We start from the raw sequence: 12,967 nt of genomic DNA, 5'->3' as shown, positions 1-12,967 counted from the left end.
CGCAAGCGCCGTTGATGAAATGCCGCAGAACCGGCTCCGCCGGGCGGCAGGCATTGCCCCCGGAAAGGGGGTGGGCGTTCACACGAAGTGAAAAAGTCTGGAGGTCAGACATTTATTCGCCTTCCCCGAATTTGTCGTTCATGAGTGCCACGATGGCATCGAGCGCCTCCTGCTCGCGATCGCCATTGGTTTCGATTTCCACCGTCACACCGAGGCCTGCGGCCAGCATCATCACGCCCATGATGCTCTTGGCATTGACGCGGCGGTCGCCGCGCGCGAGCCAGACGTCGCAGGGATAGCTCCCCGCAAGCTTGGTGAGTTTGGCCGAGGCCCGAGCGTGCAGGCCCAGCTTATTGCTGATGGTCACGGATGTCTTGGTCACTGTGCTTTCTTCTTGCTTGATTCTGCGGTGCCGCCACCGCCACCTGCATCACGCCCGCAGTGCCCCCGGTCACCGCGCGCTGCACCAGCGTATCGAGCGGTTCGTTACGGTAACTCACCGCGCGCAGCAACATCGGCAGGTTGACGCCCGCCACGAGCCGCGAGCGGATGCCGTCGACCAGCTTCTGCGCCACGTTGCAGGGCGTTGCGCCGAAGACGTCTGCCAGCACGAGCACCTGGGAGCGCGGCGCGCGCTGGAGTTGCGCCAGCGTGATGCGCGCCGCAGCGAGGGTTTCTTCCGGCGAGACATTGGGCAGCACGTCGAGCGCGACGATCGACGGCTCGCTGTCCGGAAAGACATGCAGCGCGCATTGCCGCAACGCTTGAGCGAGCGGCGAATGGGCGATGATGAAGATGCTGTTCATGCAGGTCGGCGAGTCCCGTCAATTATGCGGGGGCGTCCGCCGGATGTAGAAATAGGACAACACGCAGCATCCCACAAACCGGTCATGAGCGCCCCTTCGCGTTTCCCGGATCACGGTAGTCTCAATCCTTCAAAGAACGTCTGGAGCGCGTCGAACGACGACGGCGTTCCCAGCACCGTCGCCTGGTAGAGGGCCATGCCGTCCGGACGCTGCTGAGCAAACCACAGGACGTGAGCCGCCTCGGCGTGACCGGCTCCCGCGGGCCCTTGGGTATCGAGACGCACCGGCGCGACCAAAGTCGATGCCCGAGGCAGGTTTGCCGAAGTTTCTGCGACCGGCGTGCCCGCAAGCTGCTGGGCCGTCGCCGCCCGCCAAGCTCGCATCCAGCTTTCGGCCTGCGCCACACTGCCGGCCGAGGCGTGCGCCACGGCGAAGGTGGCGCCCCCGGCCTTGCAGCCCGCCATGTCGACGGCCACTGCGTCGGTGCCGAGCGGCAACTGCCGCGTTGCGCGGTCGGGCTTGCAGGGGAGCAGCGCGATCACGCCGGCGTCCCCGACCGGGACTTCGCGCCAGTTGAAAGTGGGGCTGCACGCGAAGGCGACGGCAGCCAAGGCGATGGCCGCGAGACGGGAGGTTGAGGGAAAGGGCATCGGGAGATCGATTATCGAACGCATGCCGAACAGCCCTGCGCCCAGGTCCGGACGCGGTCAGGCGATGGGAACTAAAATCAACCGCCTCCCTCGATCACCATGAAAAAAGTCATCTACGCCGCCGCAACCGCGCTCGCCTTGGCCGTCGGTGTCGGCGTGTACCTGAACACGGGGGTTTCCGCGGCGCCCGCCTCGACCTTCGTGCTCCTCGATGGCAGCAAGAAGTCCAGCGAGGACCTCAAGGGCAAGGTGACGCTGGTCAATTTCTGGGCGACGAGTTGCGTCACCTGCGTCGCCGAAATGCCCAAGGTCATCGCGACCTACGACAAATACAAGAGCCAGGGTTACGACACCCTCGCCGTAGCCATGAGCTACGACCCGCCCAGCTACGTCGTCAACTTCGTCGAAACGCGCAAGCTGCCGTTCAAGGTCGCGATCGACAACACCGGCGCCGTCGCCCAAGCGTGGGGCGACGTGAAGCTCACCCCCACCACCTACGTCGTCAACAAGCGCGGCGAAATCGTCAAGCGCTACGTAGGCGAGCCCGACTTCGCCGAACTCCACAAGCTCATCGAAAAGCTCCTCGCCGAGACGTAAAACAGGCTCGCCACCAAGCTTCGCGCACTCCACGTCGCTTCGCCCACCCCCTGCCGGGGGCAACACCGGCGGCCCGGCAGAGCCGGTTCCGCGGTGTTTCTGGCAATTTGGCGCTCGGGCGGAAGGCGCTGGCTTTCGTCGAGCTACTTGTTCCTGAAGGCATCGTGGCAGGTTTTGCAGGTTTCCCCGACCGCTCCCATCGCGGTCTTCAGCGCATCGAGATTGCCGGCCTTCGCGGCGACCAGCAACTTGTCGGTGTCGCCCATCAACCTCTCGCTGAGTTCCTTGAACTTGGCCTGTTCCTTCCAGATCTCCGGCTTGGCCTTGCCTCCTTCGGTACCGGGTCCGAAACCGGCCCAGGGCAATCGCGATATCTGGGCCACCACCTCCGCGTTGGACACCGCCACCACAGCGTCGTACGGCACACGGCCGGCGGCCATGGCACCCAGGCGCCCCACGTGCTGGCCTTGAATGAACATCGCGCTTTGCCGGTACTTGATCGCGTCTTCAGTCTTGGCGAACTGCGCAGCGGCCGGGGCGGAAATGGCGGCGCATGCGGCAGCCAGGGTGATCAGGATCACTCGTTTCATCGTGTCTCCTTCTTGTGGTCGCGTCGCGAGGTACGGCGCTGCGGTCAGTTTAGGGATTTGCCGCCGCTCACGACTAGAGACAACCCGCAGAACGCGCGGCGCCGGAAGTTTGCTAATCTGCACGTCCCGCCGCCATGCCAAGACCTCGCCGATGACCGCCTCCTTCGAGCCCGCCGCCCGCCATCGGGGCCTGGCGGACGCCGGCGCGTCTCGCACACGGGTCTGGGATCTGCCGACGCGGCTCTTCCACTGGGTCCTGGCAGCGGCCGTGATCGGCCTGATCGCGACCGGCCTCGGCGGCATCATGGAGTGGCACTACCGGCTCGGCTACACGGTGTTGTCGCTGTTGCTGTTTCGCTTGGTCTGGGGCTTCGTGGGTGGGCGATGGTCTCGTTTTTCCGCTTTCCTCTACGCCCCGACCTCGGTCGTGGCCTACCTGCGGGGGCGGGGCCATCCCGATCACCTCATAGGTCACTCGCCGTTGGGCGCCCTGTCGGTGTTCGCACTGCTGGGCTTTCTGATCGCCCAGGTCGCGACAGGACTGGTGGCCGACGACGAAATCTCGGCCTCGGGGCCGCTGACGCGCTTCGTCCCGAATTCGGTCGTCAGCGCTGCCAGCACTTGGCACACGACGGTGGGCAAGTGGACCGTGATCACGCTCGTCAGCCTCCACGTGCTGGCCGTGCTGTTCTATGTCGTTATCAAGCGGCACCGGTTGGTGCGTCCGATGATCACCGGCGACAAGCTGGTCATCGACGGAAGCGCGGCGCCGAGCCGGGATGATGTGGCGTCGCGCCTGCTCGCCTTCGCGGTGTTCGCCGCCTGTGCGGGGATCGCGACCTGGATTGCATCGTTGCGCGTATGAGCCACTCGGTTTCACGCCCGCTGCCATTGGCGGATACGCCGGAGATCGTGCTCATGACACCGGACGAGCCGCACGAGTTGGAGGCTGCGCGCGCGATCTTCCGGGACTACGCGGCTTCGCTCGGCATCGACCTTGGGTTTCAGAACTTCGATGAAGAACTCGCCAATCTTCCGGGCGACTACGCGGAGCCGCGGGGCGCGCTGCTTTTGGCGCTCGTCAACGTGAGTGACACGGCGGTTCCGGTCGATGCGCAGCCTTTGCAACGGGCTACAGGCGGCTTGGCGTACGTGGCGGGTTGCTGCGCACTGCGCCCGCTGGATACAGCCGACTATCCGAATGCTGCGGAGATGAAGCGCCTATACGTGCGGCCGGCGTTTCGCGGAGTAGGGCTCGGGCGCCAACTGGCCGAGGCCATCCTGGATGCTGCGCGCGGCGCCGGCTATGCCTGCGTGCTGCTCGACACGCTCGACGACATGGAATCCGCAAGAGCCCTCTACGAAGACCTGGGGTTCGTGGACGTGCCGCCCTACTATCACAACCCAATTGCCGGGTCGCACTACCTCAAAACAGAGCTTTAGCTCGCCCCCAGGCTTGCCCACTTCGTGTGGCCGCCCACCCCCTGCCGGGGGCAACACCAGCGGCCCAGCAAAGCTGGTGCCGCGGTGTTCCTGGCATTGGGGGAGCGGGGCTTAGGCTTTTGCCTGGGCCAGCAGGGTGTCGGCGTCGCTCACTTCGAACTTGCCGGGGGCTTCGACGTTGAGGGTCGCGACCTTGCCGTCCTTCACCAGCATCGAATAGCGATTGCTGCGAACGCCCATGCCGCGTGAGGTCAGGTCGAGCGTGAGACCGGTTGCATTCGCGAAGGCGCCACTGCCGTCGGCCAGCATACGGACCTTGGCGCCAGTCTTCTGGTCGCGAGCCCAGGCGCCCATGACGAAGGCGTCGTTGACGCTGACGCACCAGATTTCATCAACGCCTGCGGCCTTGAAATCCTCGAAGTGCAGGACATACCCCGGAACGTGCTTGGCGGAGCAGGTGGGCGTGAAAGCGCCGGGTAGCGCGAACAGCGCGATGGTCTTTCCGGCCGCGGCCTTGGTCACTTCGACCGGGTTCGGGCCGATGCTGCAACCCTCGCCCTCGACTTCCGAATACTCCTGCAGGGTCGCCGGGGGAAGGGTGTCGCCAACTTTGATCATCTACTGCTCCTAAAAAGAAAAACGGCCCACATTGTGGGCCGTTTTTCATGGGGCTGTGTTTGCCTGCGATCAGACCAGGACGGCCTTTTCGACCAACCGGGTCACGACCCAGTTCTTCGACTTCGAAATCGGCCGGCTTTCGGTGATTTCGATGGTATCGCCCAGCTTGTACTCGCCCTTTTCGTCATGGGCGTGGTACTTGCTCGTCTTGGCCACGATCTTGCCGTAGAGCTCGTGCTTCACACGACGCTCGACCAGCACGGTCACGGTTTTCTCGCGCTTGTCGCTGACCACCTTGCCGATCAAGGTGCGCTTGAGGGATTTTTTAGCTTCCGTCATGTTCACTCCTTACTTGGCGGCTTGGGTTTCTTGCTGCTTCTGAGCAAGAATGGTCTTGGCGCGAGCGATGTCGCGGCGCGTCACGCGCAGCGTCGAGGTGTTCGACAGCTGTTGCGTGGCCTTCTGCATACGCAGGCCGAAATGGGCCTTCTGCAGATCCTTGATTTCAGCTTGCAAGCCCGCAACGTCCTTGTTGCGCAGCTCGGCAGCCTTCGAAGTCTTGGCCGGAGCCGCAACTTCCTTCTTCTTACGTGTTGCCATGGTGTTCTCCTCGATCAGGCGCCGAGCTGGCGTGCGACGAAGGTCGTGCGCAGCGGCAGTTTGGCAGCGGCCAGACGGAAGGCCTCGCGAGCGAGTTCTTCGGGAACGCCGACGATCTCGTAGATCACCTTGCCGGGCTGGATTTCGGCGACGTAGTACTCGGGGTTGCCCTTGCCGTTACCCATCCGCACTTCTGCGGGCTTGTGGGAGATCGGCTTGTCGGGGAACACACGAATCCAGATGCGGCCACCGCGCTTGACGTGACGCGAGATCGCGCGACGTGCGGCTTCGATCTGACGGGCCGTGAGACGGCCGCGGTCGATCGACTTCAGGCCGAAGTCACCGAACGACACCGCGTTGCCGCGGGTCGCGATGCCGGTGTTGCGGCCCTTTTGTTCCTTGCGGAACTTTCTGCGTGCAGGTTGCAGCATGTTTCTTACTCCGTAGTTCTAAGACCGATCACTCGGTCTTGGCACCGTCAGCTGCTGCAGCTGGCGCGGCTTTGCGGACGCGCTTAACGGCGGGTTTCGAGTCTGCACCCGGAGCCGCGGGGGCGGCACCAGTGGCTTCTGCGGGCTTGTCGCTGCCATCGGCCGGAGCGACGTTGCCGCCGATCGGACCACGGGCACCGGCGCGCGGGCCACGGCGGTCAGAGCCGGGACGGTCGCCACCAGGACGGCCATCGCGACGCGGGCCGCGCGGGCGGCGCTCTTCGTCAGGACGCGGCGTTTCGACTGCCGGCAGGTCGTTACGACCCAGCGTGTCGCCCTTGTACACCCAGACCTTGACGCCGATGACGCCGTAGGTGGTCTTGGCTTCCGAGGTGCCGTAGTCGATGTCTGCGCGCAGCGTGTGAAGCGGCACGCGACCTTCGCGGTACCACTCGGTACGTGCGATTTCGATGCCGTTCAGGCGACCGGCCGACATGATCTTGATGCCCTGGGCACCCAGACGCATGGCGTTCTGCATCGCACGCTTCATGGCGCGACGGAACATGATCCGCTTTTCGAGCTGCTGGGTGATGCTGTCGGCGATCAGTTGGGCATCGATTTCGGGCTTGCGCACTTCTTCGATGTTGACCGCGACCGGCACGCCGAGCTGGCGACCGAGTTCACGCTTGAGGTTCTCGATGTCTTCACCCTTCTTGCCGATCACGACGCCCGGACGTGCCGAGTAGATCGTGATGCGGGCGTTCTTGGCGGGACGCTCGATCAGCACGCGCGAAACGGACGCGTTCTTGAGCTTCTTCTTCAGGTACTCACGCACCTTGATGTCTTCGGCCAGCATGCCGGCGAAGTCGCGGTTGCTTGCGTACCAGCGGCTGGACCAGTTACGGCTGACCGCAAGGCGGAAGCCGGTTGGGTGGATTTTCTGTCCCATATTTCTTCCAGGCCTGTTAGTTGCCAACCGTCACGTACACATGGCACGTGGGCTTGCTGATGCGATTGCCGCGACCCTTGGCGCGCGCGGTGAAGCGCTTGAGCGTGGCGCCTTGCTCGACGTAGATGGTCTTGACCTTCAGTTCGTCGATATCGGCACCGTCGTTGTGCTCGGCGTTGGCGATGGCCGACTCGAGCACCTTCTTGACGATCACAGCGGCCTTCTTCTGCGTGAATTGCAGGATGTTGAGCGCTTGATCGACCTTCTTGCCGCGGATCAGGTCGGCGACCAGACGGCCCTTGTCGACCGAAAGGCGGACGCCGCGGAGGACTGCACGTGTTTCAGACATGGTCGTTCCTTACTTCTTCTGGACTTTCTTGTCCGCGGGGTGCCCCTTGAACGTGCGCGTGAGCGCAAATTCGCCGAGCTTGTGGCCGACCATCTGGTCGGTGATGTACACGGGCACGTGCTGCTTGCCGTTGTGCACGGCGATGGTCAGGCCGATGAACTCGGGCAGAACCATCGAGCGACGCGACCAGGTCTTGATCGGCTTCTTGTCCTTGGTCGTCACGGCCTTGTCGGCCTTGGCCACGAGGTGGTGGTCGACGAACGGACCTTTTTTGAGAGAGCGAGTCATTTGCTAACCCTTACTTCTTGCGACGCGACACGATGAAGACCTGCGTGCGCTTGTTGTTACGGGTCCGATAACCCTTGGTCAGGTTGCCCCACGGGTCGACAGGATGACGGCCTTCGCCGGTCTTGCCTTCGCCACCACCGTGCGGGTGGTCGACCGGGTTCATCACCACGCCGCGAACGGTCGGGCGGATACCCATCCAGCGCTTCACACCGGCCTTGCCGAGTTGGCGCAGGCTGTGTTCTTCGTTGGCGACTTCACCGATGGTCGCGCGGCACTCGACGTGCACGCGGCGGACTTCGCCCGAACGCATGCGGACCTGGGCGTATACGCCTTCACGGGCCAGCAGCGTGGCCGAGGTACCAGCCGAGCGGGCGATCTGCGCGCCCTTGCCAGGTTGCAGTTCGATGCAGTGGATCGTCGAACCCACGGGAATGTTGCGGATCGGCAGCGTGTTGCCGGCGCGGATCGGGGCTTCCGAACCGCTCAGCAGCGTTGCACCGGCTTCAAGACCGCGCGGGGCGATGATGTAGCGGCGCTCGCCGTCGGCGTAGCACACGAGCGCAATGTGAGCGGTGCGGTTCGGGTCGTACTCGATGCGTTCGACCTTGGCCGGGATGCCGTCCTTGTTGCGCACGAAGTCCACCACGCGGTAGTGGTGCTTGTGACCACCGCCCTTGTGACGGGTCGTGATGTGACCGTTGTTGTTGCGGCCGGCCTTCTGGAATTGCGGCTCCAGCAGGGCTGCGTGCGGCGCACCCTTGTACAGGTGGTCCCGCGAGATCTTCACCGCGCCGCGTTGGCCCGGCGAAGTGGGTTTCATCTTGATGACGGCCATGATTAAGCGCCTTCCCCGACGAGGTTGAGCTCTTGACCAGCCTTCAGCGTCACGTAGGCCTTGCGAACGTTGTCGCGACGACCCATGGACTTGCCGAAGCGCTTGGCCTTGCCCTTGGTGTTGAGCACCGACACGCCCTGGACCTCGACCTTGAACATCAGTTCAACGGCGGCCTTGATCTCGGGCTTCGTGGCGTCCTGCAGCACCTTGAAAGTGACGGCATTGGACTTCTCGCCAACCATCGTGGCCTTCTCGGACACGATCGGGGCGACCAGCACGTTCATCAGGCGACCTTCGTCGAACTGACGCTGTGCGGGAGTAGGGTTCATGCGGCTCATGCGAACATCTCCTTGAGCTTGTCGACGGCACCCTTGGTGACCAGCACCTTCTTGTAGTGGACCAGCGACACCGGATCGGCGTAACGCGGCTCGACCACGAGCACGTTCACCAGGTTGCGCGAGGCCAGGTACAGGTTCTCGTCGACTTCCTCGGCGATCACGAGCACGGACTCGAGATTCATCGCCTTGAACTTGGCGGCCAGCGCCTTGGTCTTGGGCGAGTCGACCTTGATCGAATCGACCACGGCCAGACGGCCTTCGCGAGCGAGTTGCGAGAAGATCGACGCCATGCCGGCGCGGTACATCTTCTTGTTGATCTTCTGCGAGAAGTTTTCGTCGGGCATGTTCGGGAAAACGCGGCCGCCCCCACGCCACAGCGGCGAGGAAGTCATACCGGCGCGGGCGCGGCCCGTTCCCTTTTGCTTGAAAGGCTTCTTGGTCGAGTGCTTGACCTGTTCGCGGTCCTTCTGGGCGCGCGTGCCTTGGCGGGCATTGGCCTGGAATGCGACGACGATCTGGTGAACCAGGTCTTCGTTGTAGTCACGGCCGAACACGGTTTCAGGGGCGTCGTACTTCGACGCGGCCTGGCCTTGTTCGTTCAGGAGTTCGAGTTCCATTACTTCGCTCCTTCAGCGGCTTGCGGCTTGGCCTTGACGGCCGGACGCACGGTGACGAAGCCACCTTTCGAACCCGGAATCGCACCCCTGATCAGGAGCAATTGACGGGCTTCGTCGATACGGATCACGTCGAGGTTCTGGGTCGTCACGGTGACGTCGCCCAGATGGCCCGTCATGCGCTTGCCGGGGAACACACGACCGGGATCTTGCGCCATACCGATCGAGCCGGGCACGTTGTGCGAACGGCTGTTACCGTGCGACGCGCGCTGCGAGCTCATGTTGTGGCGCTTGATGGTGCCAGCGTAGCCTTTACCGATCGAGGTGCCTTGCACGTCGACCTTCTGGCCCACCGCGAACACGCTGGCCGCGGCGATGACGCCGCCAGCCTTGTGCTGACCAGCCGTATCGGCGGTCACGCGAAATTCCTGGATGATTTCGCCTGCTTCGACACCCGCCTTGGCGAGGTGACCGGCTTCGGGCTTGGTCACGCGCGATGCCTTGCGCGAACCGAACGTCACTTGCAGTGCGACGTAGCCATCGTTCTCTTGGGTTTTGATCTGGGTCACGCGGTTGTTCGACACATCCACCACCGTGACAGGAACTGCGTCCCCGTCATCGGTGAAGAGACGCATCATCCCCACCTTGCGGCCCAGCAACCCGAGGGAGTTGCTCAGACTCATTGGTTTTCTCCAAAACTCCCGCCGCTGCCACTTCAATTGGCGACAGCGTTTGGTATGCGGAAGAAGGTTGATAAAGTTCTGCGCAAATAGCGCTCTGGCGAGCGCAACTTAGGCAGAGCCGAAGATTATAGCCCGCAAGTGCTTGCAGGCGCAAGAGGCGCGGAGAATCGACCCCTGAGGGCTACTTCACCGGCATCGGGAGGATCTTTTCGCCCCCGGGCGTCTGCTTCAGGTCCCCGCTAGCCGGCAGAGCGGACGCTGCCTTGCCGACCTGCAACGGAATCGACGTCGCGCTGGTCGCGCCATATTGAGTCGTGAAAACATGGAGATAGCCAGCGCCCTCCGCGGCAAGCGTGACCTCCACCGTCAATGTGGTGGCTACGCCCGCCGGGAGCGTGCGCGTCACCTCGGTCGTACCGAGCGACACGCCCCCGTCGCCGGTCAGCCGCAACACGGCCCCATTCGGGTCGGTGATGCCTTCGAAGCTGAGTTCCACCGGGATGGCCTTCCCCGCCTGTGAGGTCGCATCTGGCACCCGGAACCGCACGACGATGCCGGAGCCATTGGCCTTCAGGGGGGCGGCCTTCAACGACCCCTTCGCTCCAGAGACCTTCGTGGCGGGAGGATTACCAGCGCTGTCGGCGATTGCCGATTCATGGGCGCTCAGCGCCAACAGCACGGCAACAGCGCCAGCCCCGGCGCGAAGTCCGGCGTTCGCAAAACCGCGCCTCATTGAATGGTGACGGTGAAACATGTCTCTGCCGAGGAGTTGTTGAAGTCGTTGATTACCAGAACGCTCTCGCCAGCCGGCAGGCCGACCGAACTCGCCTCCGTCGTGCTGACGGCGGTGGCCTCTGCGATCTGCCTGCCGCTGTAGACGACGAAATCCGGATCCGACGCAGGGGGACCGGCAACCGTGATCGTGTAGTTGCGTGCCGACGGCGTGGCGAACCTGAGATACACATAGTTGCCGAGCTTGTTGCGAAGACCCGCCTGGTTGGTCACACACGCAGACGTGCTCCCGCCCACTGCGGCGGTGCGATAAAGGGGAAGCGAGTTCGCCGCACCCGTGATGCCTCCGTTGTTCGTCTCCATCGTGCCGAACGGATCATTGGCGGCGGCGCTGATGTTCTGGGCGGCGAGGAGCGCCGCCAAAGCCGAAGCGCTTGCGGGTGCGGCCGAGCCGAATGCCGCAGTAAAGGGATGGATGGACGTGACGGCAAGGCCGCTCTTGAACGAAACGGCGGTCAAGGTATCGTGAATCGGCTTGAATCCGACCATGCTGTTCAGCTTCCACAAGATGGAATGAATGGATGCTTCCCGATACCAGCCCGGGTTGGGACTGGCGCCCGCCGTCAGGTCGACATTGGACCCGCTCGCCTGCCCCATTCCGACCGCGTCGGTGTAGTTGCCGCGGGCGAGGGCGATGCCGGACCATGCGTTGCCCCATCCTTCCGAAAACGCGATGCGCCGATCCAGACTGTCCGCCATGGAGTGACTGCCCCCCGGCGAATCGTCGCGGCTGAACGACGATTGGTAGTAGTGGCCCCATTCATGCGCAATCACCGAGGCGTCGTACTCGTCGGTGTCGACATTTTCCTTCCCGAGCACATAGATGGCCGCCGCCCCGTCCTCGTCCGAGAAGTAGGTGGTACCGATCTGGCCCAACGAAGGGTTGCCATCTGCAGGCACGTTGTTGACGCTCCAGAAGACGCGCAGTGCAGGAAAGACCATGTTCGGCGCCACGGACAAGACCTTGGCCTGCGCAGCGTAGACCGTGTCGAGCACGGCAAAAGGCGCTGCCGTTCGGCCCGAGGTATAGCTCGATCCGCCCCAGCCGGATGGTGCGTGAAGATTGCGCGTGCCCGCCTCCGCGCCGATGGAGAACGCTGGGGTTTCCATTGCGTAGACGGCACTCGACTGGGTATTGTCCCGGACGCTGACATCCCAGCTGCCCGCCGAGCCGCGCTGCAGCATCTGGGCCTTGACTCGAACGATGACAGCGGCGCCGGAGGGCACGGAAACGGAATAGGCGCCGTTGGGATCCGTTGCCGTGGTGGCCAGGATCGCCGGCGACGCGGCATCGACGATTTCCACGACGGCGCCGCGAACCGGCTTCGCCACGGTCGCCGAGTACATGAGTGCGCCCGTCGCGTTGGGAACCGAGTCGTAGGTCGCAACGCCATTGAGCGTGACCGTCGCCCCACTGGAGTTGTTGGCGCCGCTCAGAGCCAGCGCCGCCGGGTTGCCCCCACCGCCACCTCCGCCGCACGCGCCGAGCAGCGTCAGAGCAGCCAACGCCAATCCTCGCCAGAACCAGATTCGTACCATGCACAGAGCCCTTGTTCGCGTGGCGGCAGCAGATGCCGCTCTGTCTAGGATCTAGGATGCCACAGCCACAGCTCGCGACATAAGAACAAAGCCCGATTGCACTGCTGCAATCGGGCTTTGGTGGTAAGCAAAGGTACTTACTGGAGCTTGATTTCGACGTCCACGCCGGCCGGCAGGTCGAGCTTCATCAGCGCGTCCACGGTCTTGTCGGTCGGATCGACGATGTCCATCAGGCGCTGGTGCGTACGGATCTCGAACTGGTCACGGCTCGTCTTGTTGACGTGCGGCGAACGCAGGATGTCGAAACGCTTCATGCGGGTCGGCAGGGGCACGGGGCCCTTGACGATCGCGCCGGTGCGCTTGGCGGTATCGACGATTTCTGCTGCCGACTGGTCGATCAGCTTGTAGTCGAACGCCTTGAGGCGGATGCGGATTTTTTGCTTGGTGGCCATGGTGATTCCTTTGTGCGTACGACTCAGATGTCGAGGATCTTGGCCACGACGCCCGAACCGACGGTGCGGCCGCCTTCACGGATGGCGAAGCGCAGGCCTTCTTCCATCGCGATCGGGTTGATCAGCTTCACCGTGATGGACACGTTGTCGCCGGGCATGACCATTTCCTTGTCCTTGGGCAGTTCGATCGCGCCAGTGACGTCGGTCGTGCGGAAGTAGAACTGCGGACGGTAGTTGTTGAAGAACGGCGTGTGACGGCCGCCTTCGTCCTTCGACAGCACATACACCTCGGCGGTGAAGTGCGTGTGCGGCTTGATCGAGCCGGGCTTGCACAGCACTTGGCCGCGCTCGACTTCTTCGCGCTTCGTGCCGCGCAGCAGCACGCCCACGTTG

The 12,967-nt window shown here is 63.6% G+C and carries 22 protein-coding genes; 3 read left to right on the top strand and 19 right to left on the bottom strand.

Annotated features, from left to right (window positions below):
- Positions 1-112: 112 nt before the first annotated feature.
- The 3 genes from QTI24_RS14860 to QTI24_RS14850 all read right to left on the bottom strand — a co-directional run bounded on the left by QTI24_RS14860 (position 113) and on the right by QTI24_RS14850 (position 1,456).
- Positions 113-382, bottom strand: a complete 270-nt coding sequence (locus QTI24_RS14860; RefSeq protein WP_286601437.1) for an HPr family phosphocarrier protein — start codon at positions 380-382, stop codon at positions 113-115.
- Positions 351-806 (bottom strand): PTS sugar transporter subunit IIA, encoded by a 456-nt coding sequence (locus QTI24_RS14855; protein ID WP_028250934.1) that lies wholly within the window; start codon positions 804-806, stop codon positions 351-353. The genes QTI24_RS14860 and QTI24_RS14855 overlap by 32 nt, the downstream gene beginning before the upstream one ends.
- A 110-nt stretch (positions 807-916) precedes the next feature.
- Positions 917-1,456: a hypothetical protein gene (locus QTI24_RS14850; RefSeq protein ID WP_286601436.1), complete on the bottom strand. Its 540-nt coding sequence runs from the start codon at positions 1,454-1,456 to the stop codon at positions 917-919.
- A gap of 99 nt (positions 1,457-1,555) precedes the next feature.
- On the opposite strand from QTI24_RS14850, the gene QTI24_RS14845 reads away from it, so the two are divergent.
- A complete protein-coding gene (locus QTI24_RS14845) occupies positions 1,556-2,053 on the top strand; it encodes a TlpA family protein disulfide reductase (protein WP_286601434.1) in 498 nt (165 codons plus the stop codon).
- A gap of 143 nt (positions 2,054-2,196) precedes the next feature.
- Here QTI24_RS14845 and QTI24_RS14840 read toward each other — a convergent pair whose 3' ends face one another.
- A complete protein-coding gene (locus tag QTI24_RS14840; RefSeq protein ID WP_286601433.1) occupies positions 2,197-2,643 on the bottom strand; it encodes a c-type cytochrome in 447 nt (148 codons plus the stop codon).
- A gap of 151 nt (positions 2,644-2,794) precedes the next feature.
- On the opposite strand from QTI24_RS14840, the gene QTI24_RS14835 reads away from it, so the two are divergent.
- Both QTI24_RS14835 and QTI24_RS14830 read left to right on the top strand, forming a co-directional pair.
- Positions 2,795-3,508 carry a cytochrome b/b6 domain-containing protein gene (locus QTI24_RS14835; RefSeq protein ID WP_286601432.1) on the top strand — a complete coding sequence of 238 codons (714 nt, stop codon included), beginning with the start codon at positions 2,795-2,797 and terminating at the stop codon, positions 3,506-3,508.
- Positions 3,505-4,086 carry a GNAT family N-acetyltransferase gene (locus QTI24_RS14830; RefSeq protein WP_286601431.1) on the top strand — a complete coding sequence of 194 codons (582 nt, stop codon included), beginning with the start codon at positions 3,505-3,507 and terminating at the stop codon, positions 4,084-4,086. The genes QTI24_RS14835 and QTI24_RS14830 overlap by 4 nt, the downstream gene beginning before the upstream one ends.
- Positions 4,087-4,197: 111 nt before the next feature.
- Here the strand turns inward: QTI24_RS14830 and QTI24_RS14825 are convergent, their stop codons facing one another.
- The 15 genes from QTI24_RS14825 to QTI24_RS14755 all read right to left on the bottom strand — a co-directional run.
- The gene (locus tag QTI24_RS14825) at positions 4,198-4,704 is read right to left on the bottom strand and encodes a peroxiredoxin (RefSeq protein WP_286601430.1); all 507 of its coding nucleotides are present in this window, start codon (positions 4,702-4,704) and stop codon (positions 4,198-4,200) included.
- Positions 4,705-4,773: 69 nt separating this feature from the next.
- Positions 4,774-5,043 carry a 30S ribosomal protein S17 gene (rpsQ, locus tag QTI24_RS14820; protein ID WP_126837987.1) on the bottom strand — a complete coding sequence of 90 codons (270 nt, stop codon included), beginning with the start codon at positions 5,041-5,043 and terminating at the stop codon, positions 4,774-4,776.
- Between the two features lie 9 nt (positions 5,044-5,052).
- Entirely contained in the window at positions 5,053-5,304 is a 252-nt protein-coding gene (rpmC, locus tag QTI24_RS14815) for a 50S ribosomal protein L29 (RefSeq protein WP_286601428.1), read from the bottom strand.
- A 14-nt stretch (positions 5,305-5,318) separates the two neighbouring features.
- Positions 5,319-5,735 (bottom strand): 50S ribosomal protein L16, encoded by a 417-nt coding sequence (gene rplP / locus QTI24_RS14810; RefSeq protein WP_028250943.1) that lies wholly within the window; start codon positions 5,733-5,735, stop codon positions 5,319-5,321.
- Positions 5,736-5,763: 28 nt separating this feature from the next.
- Entirely contained in the window at positions 5,764-6,684 is a 921-nt protein-coding gene (gene rpsC / locus QTI24_RS14805; RefSeq protein ID WP_286569496.1) for a 30S ribosomal protein S3, read from the bottom strand.
- Positions 6,685-6,700: 16 nt separating this feature from the next.
- Positions 6,701-7,033: a 50S ribosomal protein L22 gene (gene rplV / locus QTI24_RS14800; RefSeq protein ID WP_019657678.1), complete on the bottom strand. Its 333-nt coding sequence runs from the start codon at positions 7,031-7,033 to the stop codon at positions 6,701-6,703.
- 9 nt (positions 7,034-7,042) lie between these two features.
- A complete protein-coding gene (gene rpsS, locus QTI24_RS14795; protein ID WP_007838132.1) occupies positions 7,043-7,321 on the bottom strand; it encodes a 30S ribosomal protein S19 in 279 nt (92 codons plus the stop codon).
- Between the two features lie 10 nt (positions 7,322-7,331).
- On the bottom strand, positions 7,332-8,156 hold the full coding sequence (gene rplB / locus QTI24_RS14790; protein WP_028250945.1) for a 50S ribosomal protein L2: 825 nt from the start codon (positions 8,154-8,156) through the stop codon (positions 7,332-7,334).
- A 2-nt stretch (positions 8,157-8,158) separates the two neighbouring features.
- A complete protein-coding gene (rplW, locus tag QTI24_RS14785; protein WP_503011261.1) occupies positions 8,159-8,494 on the bottom strand; it encodes a 50S ribosomal protein L23 in 336 nt (111 codons plus the stop codon).
- Positions 8,491-9,111 (bottom strand): 50S ribosomal protein L4, encoded by a 621-nt coding sequence (gene rplD / locus QTI24_RS14780; protein ID WP_286601427.1) that lies wholly within the window; start codon positions 9,109-9,111, stop codon positions 8,491-8,493. The genes rplW and rplD overlap by 4 nt, the downstream gene beginning before the upstream one ends.
- Positions 9,111-9,791 (bottom strand): 50S ribosomal protein L3, encoded by a 681-nt coding sequence (gene rplC / locus QTI24_RS14775; protein WP_286601426.1) that lies wholly within the window; start codon positions 9,789-9,791, stop codon positions 9,111-9,113. The genes rplD and rplC overlap by 1 nt, the downstream gene beginning before the upstream one ends.
- A 181-nt stretch (positions 9,792-9,972) precedes the next feature.
- Entirely contained in the window at positions 9,973-10,470 is a 498-nt protein-coding gene (locus QTI24_RS14770; protein ID WP_286601425.1) for a hypothetical protein, read from the bottom strand.
- 50 nt (positions 10,471-10,520) lie between these two features.
- Entirely contained in the window at positions 10,521-12,089 is a 1,569-nt protein-coding gene (locus QTI24_RS14765) for a hypothetical protein (protein WP_286601423.1), read from the bottom strand.
- Positions 12,090-12,259: 170 nt separating this feature from the next.
- Entirely contained in the window at positions 12,260-12,574 is a 315-nt protein-coding gene (rpsJ, locus tag QTI24_RS14760; RefSeq protein WP_028250951.1) for a 30S ribosomal protein S10, read from the bottom strand.
- Positions 12,575-12,597: 23 nt separating this feature from the next.
- Positions 12,598-12,967 (bottom strand): EF-Tu C-terminal domain-related protein (locus tag QTI24_RS14755; protein WP_503011260.1); only part of this gene is annotated, 370 nt, incomplete at its 5' end.

The sequence above is a fragment of the Variovorax sp. J22P240 genome (assembly GCF_030316855.1).
In the GTDB taxonomy this organism is placed as follows: domain Bacteria; phylum Pseudomonadota; class Gammaproteobacteria; order Burkholderiales; family Burkholderiaceae_C; genus Variovorax.
This window is presented reverse-complemented; position numbering and strand designations above follow the sequence as displayed.

What these genes read in the sequence shown, in the direction of transcription:
- QTI24_RS14855 (WP_028250934.1), bottom strand. Translation starts at nt 806, where the DNA reads ATGAACAGCATCTTCATCATCGCCCATTCGCCGCTCGCTCAAGCGTTG.
- QTI24_RS14850 (WP_286601436.1), bottom strand. Translation starts at nt 1,456, where the DNA reads ATGCCCTTTCCCTCAACCTCCCGTCTCGCGGCCATCGCCTTGGCTGCC.
- QTI24_RS14845 (WP_286601434.1), top strand. Translation starts at nt 1,556, where the DNA reads ATGAAAAAAGTCATCTACGCCGCCGCAACCGCGCTCGCCTTGGCCGTC.
- QTI24_RS14840 (WP_286601433.1), bottom strand. Translation starts at nt 2,643, where the DNA reads ATGAAACGAGTGATCCTGATCACCCTGGCTGCCGCATGCGCCGCCATT.
- QTI24_RS14835 (WP_286601432.1), top strand. Translation starts at nt 2,795, where the DNA reads ATGACCGCCTCCTTCGAGCCCGCCGCCCGCCATCGGGGCCTGGCGGAC.
- QTI24_RS14830 (WP_286601431.1), top strand. Translation starts at nt 3,505, where the DNA reads ATGAGCCACTCGGTTTCACGCCCGCTGCCATTGGCGGATACGCCGGAG.
- QTI24_RS14825 (WP_286601430.1), bottom strand. Translation starts at nt 4,704, where the DNA reads ATGATCAAAGTTGGCGACACCCTTCCCCCGGCGACCCTGCAGGAGTAT.
- rpsQ (WP_126837987.1), bottom strand. Translation starts at nt 5,043, where the DNA reads ATGACGGAAGCTAAAAAATCCCTCAAGCGCACCTTGATCGGCAAGGTG.
- rpmC (WP_286601428.1), bottom strand. Translation starts at nt 5,304, where the DNA reads ATGGCAACACGTAAGAAGAAGGAAGTTGCGGCTCCGGCCAAGACTTCG.
- rplP (WP_028250943.1), bottom strand. Translation starts at nt 5,735, where the DNA reads ATGCTGCAACCTGCACGCAGAAAGTTCCGCAAGGAACAAAAGGGCCGC.
- rpsC (WP_286569496.1), bottom strand. Translation starts at nt 6,684, where the DNA reads ATGGGACAGAAAATCCACCCAACCGGCTTCCGCCTTGCGGTCAGCCGT.
- rplV (WP_019657678.1), bottom strand. Translation starts at nt 7,033, where the DNA reads ATGTCTGAAACACGTGCAGTCCTCCGCGGCGTCCGCCTTTCGGTCGAC.
- rpsS (WP_007838132.1), bottom strand. Translation starts at nt 7,321, where the DNA reads ATGACTCGCTCTCTCAAAAAAGGTCCGTTCGTCGACCACCACCTCGTG.
- rplB (WP_028250945.1), bottom strand. Translation starts at nt 8,156, where the DNA reads ATGGCCGTCATCAAGATGAAACCCACTTCGCCGGGCCAACGCGGCGCG.
- rplW (WP_503011261.1), bottom strand. Translation starts at nt 8,494, where the DNA reads ATGAGCCGCATGAACCCTACTCCCGCACAGCGTCAGTTCGACGAAGGT.
- rplD (WP_286601427.1), bottom strand. Translation starts at nt 9,111, where the DNA reads ATGGAACTCGAACTCCTGAACGAACAAGGCCAGGCCGCGTCGAAGTAC.
- rplC (WP_286601426.1), bottom strand. Translation starts at nt 9,791, where the DNA reads ATGAGTCTGAGCAACTCCCTCGGGTTGCTGGGCCGCAAGGTGGGGATG.
- rpsJ (WP_028250951.1), bottom strand. Translation starts at nt 12,574, where the DNA reads ATGGCCACCAAGCAAAAAATCCGCATCCGCCTCAAGGCGTTCGACTAC.